The organism is Persicobacter sp. CCB-QB2 (genome assembly GCF_001274635.1).
GTDB classification, from domain to species: Bacteria; Bacteroidota; Bacteroidia; order Cytophagales; family Cyclobacteriaceae; genus Persicobacter; species Persicobacter diffluens.
On record NZ_LBGV01000001.1, the window covers coordinates 773,162 to 789,380 of the forward strand.

The window sequence follows — 16,219 nt, forward strand, 5'->3', positions numbered from 1 at the left end:
ATTATATTTCGCCATTCCTTTTTTAGTCGAGATCACTTTACCATTGGGGAAATGACATAAGTGGTCGGTAATACCTGAGAGCGGAATACTTCCGGTAAGCCTGCCTTTAACCTATAGGTATTGAATCTAGGGCCTTTATTTAAAAATTTCTCGAGGGCTTCCCGTTCCTTGTCCATATTTACCAGTACAAAGGCTACTTTTTCCGGATCAGTTCTTTCCTCCAGCGCTAAAATATCCGGTAGCTCTGCAATGCAGGGAGGACACCAGGTAGCCCAAAAATTTAAAAAGATTGTTTTGCCTTTGAAATCTTCGAATGGAATCTCTTCCCCATTTTCATCTAAGAGTATCCATTGATATTCTGCCTCGGGCATGTTCTCCAATTCAGCAGATTCTGAAGGTTGAAAAATTCCAGTTTTTAATATTAAACCCTGTAAGGGGCCCAATACCGGAGCACGAAGATTAGGCATAAAAACGAGCACCAGCAGAAATCCAGCAAGAAGGATGTCCAGCCAATGTTTTTTTAGTCGAATTAATACATCTGCTTTATTCATATGCAATTTTACAATAAATGAAGGGAGTAATTCGTCTTCTTGCGGCTATTTGTTGCTTTATCGAAATAATTGCACATAATAGGTAGTACCCTCCACCTCATATTTTGCAATACAGGAACTGACCAGATAGGGGCTATTCAGGTTTTTCTGATATTCCGGAGATTCCATCCAGACATCGATTGGATTAAGCCGAATATCAGCTTGCCTTTGGATATTAATTTTCCAATCCTTGCTGAAATGCGCTGTGCTGTACTCATATTGGAGGGCTTCAGCTCTTTTTTTGGCGAAGCTGTACATATAATTATCCCATTTTAAGGTTGCCAGATCTTTGGAGGCCCGGTAAGCATTCACAATTTCCAAATAGGATTTCATCTCATTCTTTTGTCGGACACTATAAAATGGAAGCAGGAATAAAAGGATGGAAAAATAAATCTTGGTCATATAGTCATCGGGAGTTTTGATTAAAGGGGATCCCTCAAATCACAGGATTGGAAAATCTCCTGAACTTTTCACCCAAGTTATGGTAATGGATATTAAATTCCTAAAGGCAATGAAAGAAACGATTTGATGGACAGTGGCCCCTTTTGTTTCCTGGCAAATTTGAAGGTAACGGCACCAAGGCCTGGCCCGGGGCATCCTTTATCATGGAAAGGCAGTCAGGAATATAGGCCTGAATATTCATGCTTAAATCCTCCTTGCACCGCAAGCCGGAGAAATCAAGAGGTCCTTCCAATTCCGGGTTTTTTAAAAGACGCCAATGAGTGAGGAGAAAGCGAGCATGCCCAAATTGGGGCTATTATAAACTAATGAAAATAAATTATAATAAACTGAAGTCAAGTCGCTTATACTTAGTTGATAAATTAGCGGTGAATAATTCGGGTTACACGGCTTTTTCATAAAACAACAAATGGGCAAATTATAGGAATGATCTAGTTCCCAATGAGGGTCTATTTGAATTGAGCACTTGTTTATGAGTAAGCTTACTACCTTTTACAGTATTGACGTTATGGTATAAAATCTTCCACATCAACAGTCCGGCCTTGATCAATGGGCGGATAAACAAAGGTTCTGCTGGCGACCAGAAGGCATCACAGCGACATTTTAGCAATATTTCACCAATCTCCCGCTCTCTCCAAATGTCGCCTTGATGGATTCCGTCAGCAGGTTCTTTGTCCCGCCGACATTGATCACAGCCTTGATTTTTTTGTTTCGTTTTTTTTCAAGAAAAAATGAAAAAGAAACGATTAATTATTCAATATAAGGTATTGAATGGCTGATCTAGCTTTTTATGAAAAAGCCCTGATTCGGGTTAAGATGATCTTCTAAATCTAGTGGTGAATAATTCGGTTTAAATGACTGCCCCTTAGTTTTCTTGGATCGTATATACTAGTATAACCTACTTCAACAGGCACTCCATTGTTCACCATTGCCCCTTTTATAATGGGTTTAAAGATTTTTGGCATGGAAGAGTCTATCTTATCAACAAAACATAGCCGGAAGCTCTGTTATCAACAGGAAGTGGAAGCGCTCATGTCTCAATTTTCCACCGATCCTTATCATGGACTGAAAGGTCACCAGGTGGAAGCCCAACAATTACGGTTTGGGAAAAATGAAATTGCCACCAAAGAAGGAGAATCCAAATGGAAACTCTTCCTCAAGCAATTTCAGCAGCCATTGGTTTATATATTGATTGTTGCCGGGATTGCGGTTGGATTTTTAGAAGAATGGGTGGAGATGGGCGCAATCTTCGGGGTGGTGGCCATTAATGCCATTATTGGCTATGTACAGGAGCTGAAAGCCCTGAAAGCCATTGCTTCTTTATCCAAATCTTTAATGGCCCAGGCGCAGGTTTTAAGAGCGGGTGTTTTTCAAATTGTTCCGGCTCAAGAGTTGGTGCCGGGGGATATTATCCAGCTCAACGCTGGCGATAAGGTGCCCGCTGATATTCGGATTATTTCCGAAAGGGCGCTACAGGTGGATGAATCAGCTTTAACCGGGGAGTCATTACCCGTTGAAAAACAAATAGCGGTGATTCCCGATGAAGTGGCTTTGGGAGACCGAAAAAACCTTTCTTTCCTTGGTTCATTGGTGACTCATGGTACCGCCAGAGGCTTAGTGGTGGCGACCGGAAATGATACGGAAATGGGAAAAATCAACACCATGATTGCCTCGGCAGAAGTGTTGGAAACTCCCTTAACCCAAAAAATTAATCAATTCGCCTATCGTTTATTATGGATAATTCTGGCATTGGCCTTATTCGCCATGGCGCTTAGTCTGTATCGTGGGCATAGCCTGGAGGAGGTGATTTTGGAGGGAGTAGCACTGGCGGTGGGGCTATTCCGGAAGGGCTTCCTGCGGTAGTGACTATCACGTTGGCCATCGGTGTTTCCCGTATGGCCCGAAGGAAAGCCATCATCCGAAAGTTGCCGGCAGTGGAGACGCTGGGGAGTACTACCGTGATTTGTTCGGACAAAACCGGTACACTCACCCAAAATCAGATGACTGTTCAAGCGCTTTATTGTGAAGGCAAGGTCTATTCGGTTAGTGGAGTGGGCTATGCACCGGTAGGAGAAATTTTTTATAAAGGGCAAAAAATAAATGCCCTGCAAGAGAGGAGTCTGACCACCTTGCTGCATTGTGGTTATCTGTGTAATGATGCCCAATTGGTGCAGGAAAAGGAGTGGGAGATCAACGGTGATCCGACGGAAGGCGCATTAATAGTGGTGGCCCAGAAAGCCGGACTGGATGCGGCCAAGTTAATGGTGGACTTTCCACGGCTGGATGCTATACCTTTTGAGTCTGAGCATCAGTATAGTGCTACTTTACATAAGGGCTTCACTAATAATATTTTATATGTAAAAGGATCTGTGGAAAGAATCATGACTTTCTGTGATACTTTATTGGAGTCTGAAAAAGCACTGATTCTTCAACAGGCAGAGGCCTTTGGGGAGAAGGGGATGCGGGTTTTGGCTTTTGCGGGAAAGGCAATAAAGGCGCAGCAGTCCGAAGTGGAAGAGTCGGATGTTAGATCTGGCCTGGAGTTTTTTGGATTGCATGCCATGATTGATCCTCCGCGTCCGGAGGCTATTGAGGCGGTCGATGCAGTGCAGAAGGCAGGAATGAAGGTGAAAATGATTACCGGAGATCATAAAAGTACTGCTCAGGCCATTGCCAGACAGCTCGGTATGAACAATGCGGAAAAGGGGATGAGTGGTTTGGAATTGAATGATTTGGAGGAAAAGGAAATCCCACCATTGGCGGAAGAGTATGCCGTATTTGCAAGGGTGAGTCCGGAGCAAAAGTTGCTGTTGGTGAAAGCGCTTCAGCAAAAAGGGCATATTGCTGCCATGACTGGTGATGGAGTGAATGATGCACCGGCTTTGCAACAGGCGAATATTGGGGTGGCCATGGGGAAAGGGGGGACAGAGGTAGCCCGGGAGACTTCAGATATGATTTTGACGGACGATAATTTTGCTACTATCCGGGCAGCCGTTGAAGAGGGCCGGGCGGTGCTGGATAATCTGATTAAGTTTATTGGCTGGACATTGCCGACCAATATTTCGGAGGGAATGGTCATTCTGATGGCCGCACTTATGGGCGTAGCATTACCTATTCTGCCTTTGCAAATTCTTTGGATTAATATGAGTACGGCCATTTTTTTGGGTTCGACCCTGGCAGTGGAGCGAAAGGAATGGAATTTGATGAACCGGCTGCCCCGCGCGGCAGATGCGCCCATTTTGGATCGGGAAATGGTCTTTCGTTTGTTATGGGTGAGTGCTTATATAGTTATTGCCGTCTTTGCCATTTACCGTTTTGCCTTGGAACAGGGCCATTCTATTGCTTATGGCCGAACGATGGCCGTGAATATGATTGTATTTGCGGAGCTGGTTTACCTGTTGAATTGCCGCTCCTTGCATCATTCCCCCATTAAGATTGGCTTTTTTAGTAATCATTGGTTAATACTTGGTATTTTGGTGATGATTTTTTTACAAATGCTATTTACTTACTGGCCGGTGATGAATCAGCTCTTCGGAAGTGTGTCCATCAGCGGTGCGGATTGGATGAGGATTCTGGCAGCCAGTGGCTTGCTGTTTGGTTTAGTGGAAGTGGAAAAATTGGTGAAGCGCAGGCTGGGATAGAAGAGATTTCTCTCGGAAAGCCGGGCAGCTTTTCGGCGATAGTCCTTTAGGGCGTGTTTAAAAGCATACCATCCGGCTTTAAATTCTAATTATTGGAAGCGATTTTGGATAATTTCTCCACAATGGCAATGCTATTCTTTCAAAATAATCGGGTTTTGCTTCTGCAATAATCAAATTTTCGCTACGAATTTTGGCTTTTAAAACTCTCCTAGGAGCCTGTCGGATTATAATCGACTTCCCTAAAATTACAAAATATTATTTTGGCCATAAATTGTGCGTTCAGGGTTTTTTCATAAAAAGCTAGTTCAGCCATGGAACGCCTTATGCTGAATAATTAATCGTTTATTTTTCATTTTTTCTTGATAAAAAACGAAACAAAAAAATCAAGGCTGTGATCAATGTCGGCGGGACAAAGCACCTGCTGACGGAATCCATCAAGGCGACATTTGCAGATGACACGAGACTGGTAAAGTATTGCAGAAATGTCGCTATGATGCCTTCTGTTCGCCAGCAGCACCTTTGTCTATCCGCCCATTGATCAAGGCCTGAGGGTTGATGTGGAAGATATTACCCGGATTATTCATGCTTAAATCCTCGTTTAGCTGCAAGGCGGAAAAAATGAAGGAATAATTTCCTATTTCGAGTTTTTTCCAACGAAGCAGATGAATGAGGAGAAAGCAAGCTTGCCCAAATTTGGGCTATTATAATTCAAAGAAAATAATATTTAATGACGTGAATTTAAACTACTTGCGCCTTGATAATAAATTTAGCGGTGAATAATTCGGGTTTATACCATAATGTCAAAACTGTAAAAGGGTGTAAGCTCACTCATAAACAAGCGCTCAAATCAAATAGCCGCCCATTGGGAACTAGATCATTCCTATAATTTGCCCATTTGTAGTTTTGTGAAAAAGCCGTGATTGTGCGTTGAAGTCAAACTAGCCCTGAAGGCTATATTTGAGGGATTGGAAAGATATTTTCTTCAATTGAAATTTGATATCCCAAATAATATTTCGCTTAATAGACTAAATTGGTATAAATCCGATACGCACCTAGCCGGTTTTTCAGGGGACGGATTTATTTTTAAACAAGGGGGGATTTCAGGGTATAGCAGGAATATCCGGGAAAGAAGAGTGGACGGTTAGTTCGCTTTTGAAGCCGTTTTTTTTCTTCTACTGAAAGTGAAAGGAACGATTCTGTTTTGGATTATTTCTTGAATCGAGGGACTGATGAAATCACCTTTGAAATTCCTTTTTTCGGTTTTCTGATTGGGTTTAATGCGCTGTTTTTTAGGTGCTTGGTGTTTTATTTCTTAAAAAAAAGGGTCACTATCCTTTCTGACCGTTATTGTATTGGGGTATTGGACTTGTTACTTTTGTGCTATCCCAAAAGCAAATAACATGAGAAATTTAACAGGAATCCTATTGGGCATAGGTTTATCGATGATGGCTTGCGCACCATCAAGTGATAATTCAAAAAAGCAGCAAGCTTCCTTGGGGCATCAGGGTGGCAAATACGAAATGGTGCAGGCCTCCGAGGTGGATTGGACCTATCTGAATCCGGCCAGAAAAGATAAAGCGCCTATGGCTGGTACGCTGTGGGGAGACCGCAACGGCACGAAAGCAACAGGATTTTTGTTAAAGCCTTTTGATGGATTTTCTTCTCCTCCTCATATTCATAATGTATCCTACAGAGGAGTGGTGATTAACGGTCTGTTTCATAATGATGATCCGGAAGCAGAGAACGAGTGGATGCCTGCCGGATCATTCTGGACACAACCAAAGGGGCAAGTGCACATTACTTCAGCTAAAGGAGAAAATTTGTTAGCCTATATCGAAATTGAAGAGGGGCCCTATCTGGTAAAACCAATCGAGGAGGCCTTCCATACCGATGAGGTTCCGTTGAATATGGATCAGTCGAATATGGTTTGGTTGAATGCGGCGGATATTCGGTGGATCAGTAAATCAGTGGCTGGTAGTCAAACACAGGCGAAGGTGGCCATGCTCTGGGGAGATAAAAATGAGCAGCAATTTTATGGAAGCATGCTGAAATTACCAGCGGGTTTTGAAGGGAAATTGGTGAATCATGCGGGTAGTTTCAAAGCGGTGGTGATCAAAGGGGAACCTCAATATCAATCTCCAAAATTGGAGCAGGCCGTGAAATTGCCCCCCGGAAGTTATTTTGCTTCTTCGGATAAGGGTGATCATCAATTATCTGTAGGGGAAGGAGAGCTGGTGCTCTATATCCGAACCAATGGAGAATTTGAATTAAAATAATCCGGTTTTAGGATAAAGTCGACCAGTTTTTTTTGCATTAGGAATGCTCTTAGGAGGGCTGGCGAAAAATTGGGGTGATTAAATTTATTGATGAGATGAACAGAAGGGTTTTAGGAAATATATTATTTTTTGTTTTCGCAATATTATCGCTTACGGGTATACTCCTCTATTTTATACCCTTCCAAAAGTGGGTGGTTGCCTTACATACCTTGATGGCCTTATTTTTTTTGATATTGGTGCTATTTCACCTTTTCAACAATAAGAAACCATTGAAGCAATACCTAAAGGTGGCGCCCAAAGGAAAAGCTAAAAACTGGAGTGGCTTGGCGATTTTTACGGGATTGCTGGTGCTGGTTTACCTGTCTTATTCGGGTAATGCTATGGTGAATTATTTATACCAATGGGGCAATGAGTACCGCGCTCAACAGTTAGGCAAGGTGGAAGCTTCCTTTGATTATGAAATCATCGATATGAACAAAACGATGGGGGAGCGTTCCTTTAGTGTGGAATTCAAAAAAGGACCTGCCTTTACGCACCCCTTGTTTGCCATTTGGTTGGAAGACACGGCGGGAAATTATGTTCAAACGCTTTATGTTTCGCAATCTATCTCTTCCAGCGTTTTCGCTATCGCCAAACGGGAAGGGGATAAGGTAATACCGGGCATTCAAAGAAGGCCGGAGGCACTGCCTTATTGGTCGCATAAAAGAGGAATCCAGGCTTCGGATGGTTTGTATGTTCCTTTGGAAGCCGCTCCTGATTTGGATGGCGTGTCCGGAGCTACGCCGGTAAAAAGCTTTGTGATAAACAGTCAGCATCAGCCGAAAGGTGGGCAGGAATACCGCGTGATGATGGAAGTGAATCAGTCCTTTGACTGGAATGAGTACTATTCTAAGGACCGCTTTCCGGATGATCCTATTTACTCCGGATCCGGCGTAGTGGGCCAGCCTTCTTTGGTATATGCGGCGACTTTAAAGGCCTCTGAATTGGACAAAAAAACGCACAAAATTATGGAATTGATCGGGCATGGCCATCATTCCGGGCAGGATGGAGAACTTTATGAAGATTTGTCTAAAGTGACCACCGCCAAAGAAATTGCGGAGCGAATTATTCTGACGGTGAGGTAAATATTGGTTCAGCTATTGGAAGAAAAAAAGGCTTTATGGGAGTTGATCATTCCCTTAGAGCCTTTTTTATTTTTAGCACATCCCTAGTTCGTCTGGTTGTATTTTTCGGGCAGGGGCTTGAATCCATCGCCGATCTTCAGGTAATCCTTTGAAGGCGTCCAGGCAAAACCTTTTGGCGTCCAGTCTATTCCCGGAATCCAATAATCTCCACCATACTCGTAAGCGCCCAAGTCTGGAGCACTTCCCTTGTATCCTTTGTGGTTGATGCCTTTGATTTTCTTCCCCTGATTGATGACCGGCGAACCCTTTACCGGCATGAACTTGTTCTTGATATCCGTATGGAATGGTACCGTTTCATATTGCACGTTGTAGTCGAACTCATTATCTGCTTCCGGTCCGCTGTATTCTTTTTCATCTACTTTGAATTTTGATCCATCACCGGAAAGCCACCAAGGACGCACATCACAAATGTTATTGTATAATTTATTGTCTTTGACATTCGTCCGTACCTCATTTCTTTTCGGGACCCAACTTCCGATAAGGGATTCTTCCGGCGGGCCGACATTCCAAAAGGTATTGTTATAAATTTCATTTTCGACGGCATTCCAGTTGAAGCGCAGCCCTCCCCATTCAATGTCCCACACCACATTATGGTGAACGATGTAGCCGGCCGAATTATTATCTAAATAAATTCCTGTGGCTTTTTTGCCGGCATGTTTTGCCCCATAAGCATCATGGAACCAGTTGTGATGAAGTTCAATATTTCTGGGGACACTGTTGCCGGTAACATAGAACAAGCCACCATCTGCACCGGAAATCAGGCTTTTCTGCACGTGGTTGTACGCAAATTCGCTATTGTCACCGGATACTTTTACTCCATCTCGGGCAGAACCGTAGACCGAGTTTTTAAAGAATTTGTTTTCCGGCCCGTGGCTATTGATCAGAGAAGCATGAATGCCTATGGTGTTAAAATGCTGGATGATACAATTTTCTACACGATTTCGAACCGCATTTTTGGCCAGCAGAATGCCATTCACACTGCCATTTTCCAAAACGCATTTTTCAATCACATTTCCTTCTCCCTTCATGATCTGTACCGCGGCATCTGCTACCGCAGCGCCCTTGAGGTTAGTGATCAGGCGTTCTGCACCATGCTTCACCATGCAGTTGGTCATTTTATTATAGTTCCCATTAATGGTCACCATGCCACCGAAGAAATTCAAGCCCTCCAGTTCGATATAATCCTTACGTAGATCGACCACCTGCTGACGCGCGCTGACTTCCACCTGGGCCTGATCCGGATGAAGTCCTTTTGGTGGATAAAAATATAAAGTTTTTTGTGCGGCATCATAATACCATTCGTTGGGGGCGTCCAGCGCCTCGAGTTTATTCATCAGATAGAAAATTCCACGGTGTCCATTCTCAAAACGCTGTGGGCTATGGGTTTTGCCAAAGGGCCATTTGTCAGGCAAGGTTTCAAAAGAGATACGTCCCAACGCTTGATCAAAGCCGGTAATGGTGCGTTCCCAGCTGCAACCGCTGTGAGCGCCCAGATAATGAATGATGCCACCCGTCCAGTCGATGGCCGGAATATCCTGATTGCTGATATAGGACATCGACCAAGTGGATTTATCCAGGTCAATATAGGCGGCATCTAAAGTGTACTCGTCATTGTCGATATCATTCGGCCAACGGGTAATCTGCATCTTTCGATGATTCCAATAAACATTATTGCGTTCGGCCAAATTCATGGAAACCCCTGTTTTTTTATAGATTTTTCCTTCGTGCTTTTCCCAGCCGGTCACGGCCTCAGTAGCGCTGATGATCACTTTATCTTGCGCCCAGGCTTTGAATACAATGGGCTTCGATTTTGTGCCGGAATTTTTAGGTTGGATGGTTTCCCGATAAGTTCCTTCATGGATGTAGCAAACATCTCCTTTGACCATAATATTGGCCGCTTGCTGAATCGTCTGAAAAGGGTTGGCTTTGGAACCATCTCCCTTTGTGGAATTCCGGGCATCCACATGGTAGTCTTTGGCGCTTGCCGAAAGGGACAGGGCCAACAGAAAAAACAGGCAATTAAAATTTCTAATCATATCAAAAAAATCCTTTTTAAGGCTTCACGGAATTATTTCGATACAAAAATTAGTAAAAGATGCTGCTCCGGATGTTTAAAAATATCAGGGAAAGCAGGGGGTGTTTTGTGAGTGGATAAAGCAGAGGGCGGTTTTAAATTTTTTTCAGTTATTCTTGCCACCTAATGTTGGTTTAATCTCCTTTTTGAGGTAAAAAGTGAAGAAAAGAAAGCGTTACCATTAATCGGGATTGCTTAACGGTAACGCGATGTTTTTCCAAAACTAAAGCTCAATGATACTTCCGTCTTGTGGAACCAGAAGCTCCACTGCTGCCTGTTGGGCTTTTTCCGCAAGGGAAGATCTGGTGACCTGGCAATGATCCAAAGACTCAATATGAACAGCAATCTTAGTCGCATTTGGAGCTTTTTTTGCCACCTTTATCGCTTCCTCTTCATCCATCAGAATACGGTCTGCACCCATGAAAATAGCACCACCGGCATTCATGACAATCACCTCAGGATTATATTTTTCGATATTACCTTCGATCTCCGCATCCCAAAGACAGTCTCCAATGATATAAATCGTCGGGGCTCCCTCCGCTTGCAATACAAATCCGGAGACCTGCCCTAAGGCTTCTAATACCTGCTCCGGTCCGTGTTTTCCTCCTGTGCGGTGTATGGTAATGCCCTCGAATTCGGTGCTGTCCTCAATGACCTTCACATTTTCAAACGGACTATCTGCGAGCATTTTTGCATCAAAAGGCTGAGCGAAAAATGGCAGGTTTTTCGGAAGCATTTCCATAGCGGCAGGATCGAAATGATCCGGATGGGCATGCGTGAGGAAAATAGCATCAAGGCCTTCCAGGAGATCACTGACCGGCATGCTTAGATCCACGGTCGGGTTTAAATTTTGATCCGGCACCACAAATGATCTTATGCTGTGTTTTTCGCCCAACATAGGGTCAATGAGTAGCGTTTTTCCGGCATAATTGATTTTCAGTGTGGCATTTCGAATTAATTGAATACTGGTGTTTCCCATTTTGAATTTTATTAGTGGTTAATAATGATTCAAATATCTAAAATGCCGGGAGTTAAGTGGCTACCACCTTTCCATCAATTCCTACCATTTTGATAAGCCAGTCGGTATTCGCTGGGGCTTTCTCCCGTCTGACTTTTAAAAAAGCGGGAAAGGTGGTTGGGTTCGGAAAAATGAAAGATTTGTGCCAGCGCTTCTATGGTATGGTTGGAAAACAGGAGTTGCATCTTGATTTCATAGGTCAGCCTCGCCTTTAAAAACTCACTGCAGGTGATATTGAAATGTTTCTTCACGGCCTTATTCAGTGTAATTCGACTTACCTTCATGAGGGCAGCATATTCCGCTACCCGTTGTTTAGCCACAATATGTTGCTCCACTAATCGCCGGAACTCATAAGCAATATTGTCATTGGTAATGGCGGTGTTGATCTGCTGTTGTCTGGCGTAAGTTCGGTTGAGTTGAATGAGGATATAATACAGGATGGAACGGATGATATGCACACTGTCGCTTTCCGGATTTTCCAGTTCGATTTTGATTTCCCGGAGTTTATGCAAATAATCCGCCTCCAAATCCGGGGAGATGCCCACTTTCAAAGGGAGTTCGGTCTGATAGAAGTACAGCAGCCGGAAGGTGAAGTATTTGTCGGAGAAAAATTCATTCAGAAAATCTTCCTGAAAAATCAGGATGGTCGCTTGCAGATCTTCAGCCTGAACGTCCCAGCGGTATTTTTGATTTTCGGAAATAAAGAGCACCATATGATTCTCCAGCGTAATGTTCTGCTCATCCAATTGTAGCTTCCCCTTACCTTTTTCCACAAAAACAATCTGGAAAAAATCGGCAGACTGCCATTCTCCCAAAATGAGGGAATTGGTGTTTTGCCGGAGTTCCAAAACGTTCAGCAGGAAATCTACCCCACAGATGGTTTTATTAAATTTGATATGTTTCATTGGGCTTAATTTGATCGCAGACTATTCGGACTATAGCCAAATTGCTGTTTGAAAGTTCTACTCAGATGCGAGGCACTGTGAAAGCCCAATTCCTCACTGATCTCCAAAATGCTTTTCTCGGTATAGGTGAGCAATCTGTTGGCTTCTTCTAAGCGGTGCTGATTAAAAAAGCTTTTAATGGGTTCATTAAAAACCATTTTAAAGGTGCGCTGTAATTTTGATTTACTCATGCCGTATTTTTCGGCCAGTTCCTCAATATTAGGAGCCTTGTTGAAGTTGGAGAGCAAATCTTCTTTAACCTGATGGATGATATAAAAATCATCCGGATGAACCTTAGGTTGATCCAAATTAAATGCTGTGCCTTCATCGATCATGGCCACCAGTCGGGCGGTGATTTCATAGGCACGAGCAAAGAGAATAGGCTTGCCCAGTCTGTCATCTTTGATGTGCAAAAATGCTGAGCGCACCAGCGCTTCCAGCTCCGGAGTAAGCCGGTGGTAGTAAAACCAGTTCTGTTCGCTTTGCAGAATATTCAACAATTTTGTGCCATTCGGACTGGTAGCGGTCCACAGCTCGAAAAAGGAAAGGGGAAAACGCACCGACATCCATCGGATATTTTTATTGGCGGGAAAAAAAAGCTTGAAAGGCTGGTTCGCATTATAAATCAGAATGCCCTCGGCATTTTCATCCGCATGTCGGTTGCCCTCCATATCACCATGAATTCCGATCTGGATCGCCACGATAGATTCCTCACTTTGAGGTTGATTCGTGATGTGCACCGGAGCATGCAAGAGGTAATCCGCCAGCGCAATAATGGCCCCATTGGGATATTGGTGAGAGGTGATTTCAATTTTCCCCAGCGCGCTATCCGATTGAAAAGTTGTTCCATTCCATTCCCCACCAAAGGTTTCCTCCAGCTTTTTATAGAGGTGTCCGGGTATTTGTTCAATGGTATGTAGCTCCAATATTTCTTTCCCCATGGTTTTTAAAAATTTAGTCCCACGCCAGTACGATCAGGCTTGTTTGCTGGCCAAAACTAAACATTCCCCTGCACATTTTGGAATTTTTTTGAATGCCGGATGCATCAATTTTGAATCAATCCTCCGGGGAAACTTTCCCACCTTTGTCTTATCATCATCGTCAGCCAAAGCCCCAAGGGAGGCTTGACCTTAGGGAAAATATCGATACTCCATCCAACCTGCTTCATATTTCAGAAAAGCTTCGCCGGCCTTACAAATTCAGAATACTACAGACCGGAAGATAGTCGCATCAACAAATGTTGTAGCACCCTAGCTCCATTTCCGGTTCCGGACTTTGGGCCTGTTCCGACTATTGATCATGTTAAAAATAAGGATATGAATACAAGAATTTTTACCAGCCTTGTGCTGGCAATCGGATTGATTGCCCCACAGCTTTCCCTGGCAAAAGGAAAGGATAAGCAACCGAATATTTTGGTCATTATGGCTGATGATATCGGGATCTCCAATGTGAGTTATAATAACAAAGGAATGATGGGCTATATGACGCCCAATATTGATCGTATTGCGAATGAAGGAGCCCAATTTACGGATTACTATGCCGAGCAATCCTGTACTGCCGGACGTTCTGCATTTATCACCGGACAGATGCCGGTACGGACGGGACTGACCAAGGTTGGACTACCAGGAGCGGATCTGGGCCTTCGAAAAGAAGATCCTACGCTGGCAGAATTGCTGAAGCCACTGGGCTATGCAACGGGGCAATTCGGTAAGAATCACCTGGGTGATCGCGATGAGTTCCTGCCTACGGCGCACGGCTTCGATGAGTTTTTTGGGAATCTGTACCACCTGAATGCCGAGGAAGCACCCGAGCACCCGAACTATCCGAAGGATCCGGCTTTTAGAAAGAAATTCGGTCCTAGAGGGGTGCTTAAGTCCACCGCAGATGGTGAGGTGAAAGATACCGGCCCATTGACTAAAAAACGAATGGAGACCATCGATCAGGAATTTTTGGATGCGACCATAGACTTTATCGAGCGTAAAGAAAACGAAGATACCCCATGGTTTTGCTGGTTTAACCCTTCCCGTATGCACTACCATACCCATGTGCCGGATGATTACAAAGGGAAAACCGGTTTGAATGTTTATGCCGACGGTATGGTGCAACACGATGATCAGATCGGCGAGCTGTTGGATAAAATTGATGAGCTGAATATTGCGGAGAATACCATCGTCATCTATACTACTGACAATGGCGCCCACTTTAATATGTGGCCTGATGGCGCTTCCACGCCTTTCCGTGGAGAAAAGAACACCAACTGGGAAGGTGGTTACCGCGTACCTTTCGCCATCAGATGGCCGGCTAAGATTAAGGCCGGAACTGTGGAGAATGGCATTACCTCTCATACGGACTGGTTGCCTACTTTAATGGCCGCTGCCGGGGATGAGCATATTGTTGAAAAACTACAGGAAGGCCATAAGATTGGTGACATGACCTACAAGGTGCATGTGGATGGTTACAACCTGTTGCCGAATTTGGTGGAGCAAAAGCCGGGGCAGGAATGGCCAAGAACAGAATTCTTTTACTGGAGTGATGATGGCGACCTGGTAGCCTATCGATTTGACCAATGGAAGTTGGTGTTTATGGAGCAGAAAGCCCATCAATTCCGGGTTTGGATGGAGCCTTTCACCGCCCTGCGTGTTCCTTTGATTTTTGACTTACGCATGGATCCTTATGAGCGTGCCTCAACCGATGCCAATGGCTATTACGAGTGGATGGAACGCGTAGCACAATTCCTGGCGGTTCCTGCCCAAGCACAGGTAGGGGAGATGCTGAAAACTTTCCAGGAGTATCCACCACGCCAAAAACCCGCCAAGTTTAACATTGAAGATGTGTTGAACAATATGATGAAAACGGGTTCCAATAACTAAAATAATCTCAATCTCCTGCAAACGAGGAGAATCTCTTCATATCGGACCTCATTCCTCTTGGGATGGGGTCATTGTCTTTGGGGCGCTTCGTAAACTCAGCCGGGCTTTCGCAGCTCGCTCTTTTTTTGCGCCCGCTTCGCTTTAAGGCGAAAAAAAGGAGCTCAAACAGACCTGCTCTATCCCTTCGCCTTTCAATCGGGAGCCACCAACAAAAATCAAAAATAGCTTTCGGGGGTTTTATAAGGAGTGAATCAAAAACAAGCACGATGATCATTCAAATAATTAGAATTCACTCTGCATTAGACGCGGAGGTATTGTTGGAGCGGGCCAAAGAACGGGCCAAGGAATTTGAGCAATTGGAAGGCCTGATTCAGAAGTACTATGTGAAGCTCGGTACACAGGGAGGCTATGGTGGTATTTACATTTGGGAAAATCGAGATGCCATGGAGGCCTTCAGGGATTCGGAACTGGCCGCAGGCATACCGGATGCCTATGAAATACTGGAAGCACCTGATGTGGAATTGGCGGAAGTTTTGTTCCAGCTAAGATAAAAAATCCCCCGTCAGTATACTGTCGGGGATTGTAAAGGCAATGTATCTTGTGTTTGATTGCAATAAGGGTGGTTTGTGTATCCTATTTGATCAACTTATTTCCCCCTGAATTAATTTACGGAAATTTTAATTTCACATTGAATGGTTAAAACTTGTTCCGGATTATTTTGGCAATCTAAAAGTTGTTGTAACTCATTTAATTCTTGTTGTAACTGGCTGGCACGTTGGCTCAGGTGAGCAGATTTATGCCCAAATCTTTCCATATTAGAGAATTGCTTTTGCCGCAGGAATTTAATCTTTGAAAGTATCAAGTCATGAATCACTTCCTCGGCCTCTAATGATTGGTAATCACTATCAATCAAAGTGATGGTTTTACTTTTAGCGTGTGGAGTGTCTGGCTTTGTTAATGGGTTGGTTTTTGACATGTGGTTTTCATTTCGTTTTAATAATTCTACAAAGGTGCGCAAAAGAGGGAGTTTATTTTTATTTATAAATCTTATCTTATTCATAAGAAATTTCAATGACCATTAAGTGAAGAAATTCTTGCCATTGTTGGAGCAATCAAATTTGAACGCAACACTTAATTTCTTTTTGGACTAAGCCGGAAGATTA

General features: G+C 43.8%; 13 protein-coding genes. 6 read left to right on the top strand and 7 right to left on the bottom strand.

What is annotated here, in order from left to right:
* Positions 1-32: 32 nt before the first annotated feature.
* Complete coding sequence (locus NG22_RS03575) at positions 33-551, bottom strand: TlpA disulfide reductase family protein (protein WP_053404450.1); 519 nt, start codon at positions 549-551, stop codon at positions 33-35.
* A gap of 57 nt (positions 552-608) precedes the next feature.
* The gene (locus NG22_RS03580; RefSeq protein ID WP_053404451.1) at positions 609-992 is read right to left on the bottom strand and encodes a CAP domain-containing protein; all 384 of its coding nucleotides are present in this window, start codon (positions 990-992) and stop codon (positions 609-611) included.
* 1,020 nt (positions 993-2,012) lie between these two features.
* On the opposite strand from NG22_RS03580, the gene NG22_RS17975 reads away from it, so the two are divergent.
* The 4 genes from NG22_RS17975 to NG22_RS03610 all read left to right on the top strand — a co-directional run bounded on the left by NG22_RS17975 (position 2,013) and on the right by NG22_RS03610 (position 8,090).
* Entirely contained in the window at positions 2,013-2,912 is a 900-nt protein-coding gene (locus NG22_RS17975; RefSeq protein ID WP_216597587.1) for an HAD-IC family P-type ATPase, read from the top strand.
* On the top strand, positions 2,912-4,690 hold the full coding sequence (locus NG22_RS03590) for an HAD-IC family P-type ATPase (protein ID WP_216597588.1): 1,779 nt from the start codon (positions 2,912-2,914) through the stop codon (positions 4,688-4,690). Before NG22_RS17975 ends, NG22_RS03590 begins: the two co-directional genes overlap by 1 nt.
* A 1,400-nt stretch (positions 4,691-6,090) precedes the next feature.
* A complete protein-coding gene (locus NG22_RS03605) occupies positions 6,091-6,966 on the top strand; it encodes a DUF4437 domain-containing protein (RefSeq protein WP_082304974.1) in 876 nt (291 codons plus the stop codon).
* 212 nt (positions 6,967-7,178) lie between these two features.
* Positions 7,179-8,090 (top strand): hypothetical protein, encoded by a 912-nt coding sequence (locus NG22_RS03610; RefSeq protein ID WP_172674312.1) that lies wholly within the window; start codon positions 7,179-7,181, stop codon positions 8,088-8,090.
* 83 nt (positions 8,091-8,173) lie between these two features.
* On the opposite strand, the gene NG22_RS03615 is transcribed toward NG22_RS03610, so the two are convergent.
* From NG22_RS03615 to NG22_RS03630, 4 genes are all read right to left on the bottom strand, one after another.
* Positions 8,174-10,186, bottom strand: coding sequence for a right-handed parallel beta-helix repeat-containing protein (locus tag NG22_RS03615; RefSeq protein ID WP_053404456.1), 2,013 nt, complete (start codon positions 10,184-10,186; stop codon positions 8,174-8,176).
* Between the two features lie 261 nt (positions 10,187-10,447).
* A complete protein-coding gene (locus NG22_RS03620) occupies positions 10,448-11,203 on the bottom strand; it encodes an MBL fold metallo-hydrolase (RefSeq protein WP_053404457.1) in 756 nt (251 codons plus the stop codon).
* 74 nt (positions 11,204-11,277) lie between these two features.
* Positions 11,278-12,147: an AraC family transcriptional regulator gene (locus NG22_RS03625; RefSeq protein ID WP_053404458.1), complete on the bottom strand. Its 870-nt coding sequence runs from the start codon at positions 12,145-12,147 to the stop codon at positions 11,278-11,280.
* 5 nt (positions 12,148-12,152) lie between these two features.
* Positions 12,153-13,127: a helix-turn-helix transcriptional regulator gene (locus tag NG22_RS03630; RefSeq protein WP_053404459.1), complete on the bottom strand. Its 975-nt coding sequence runs from the start codon at positions 13,125-13,127 to the stop codon at positions 12,153-12,155.
* Between the two features lie 375 nt (positions 13,128-13,502).
* On the opposite strand from NG22_RS03630, the gene NG22_RS03640 reads away from it, so the two are divergent.
* Together NG22_RS03640 and NG22_RS03650 are read left to right on the top strand one after the other, a co-directional pair.
* Positions 13,503-15,056: an arylsulfatase gene (locus NG22_RS03640; RefSeq protein WP_053404461.1), complete on the top strand. Its 1,554-nt coding sequence runs from the start codon at positions 13,503-13,505 to the stop codon at positions 15,054-15,056.
* Between the two features lie 266 nt (positions 15,057-15,322).
* Complete coding sequence (locus tag NG22_RS03650; protein ID WP_053404463.1) at positions 15,323-15,607, top strand: hypothetical protein; 285 nt, start codon at positions 15,323-15,325, stop codon at positions 15,605-15,607.
* Positions 15,608-15,717: 110 nt separating this feature from the next.
* Here the strand turns inward: NG22_RS03650 and NG22_RS03655 are convergent, their stop codons facing one another.
* Positions 15,718-16,116, bottom strand: coding sequence for a hypothetical protein (locus NG22_RS03655; RefSeq protein WP_053404464.1), 399 nt, complete (start codon positions 16,114-16,116; stop codon positions 15,718-15,720).
* Positions 16,117-16,219: the final 103 nt, after the last annotated feature.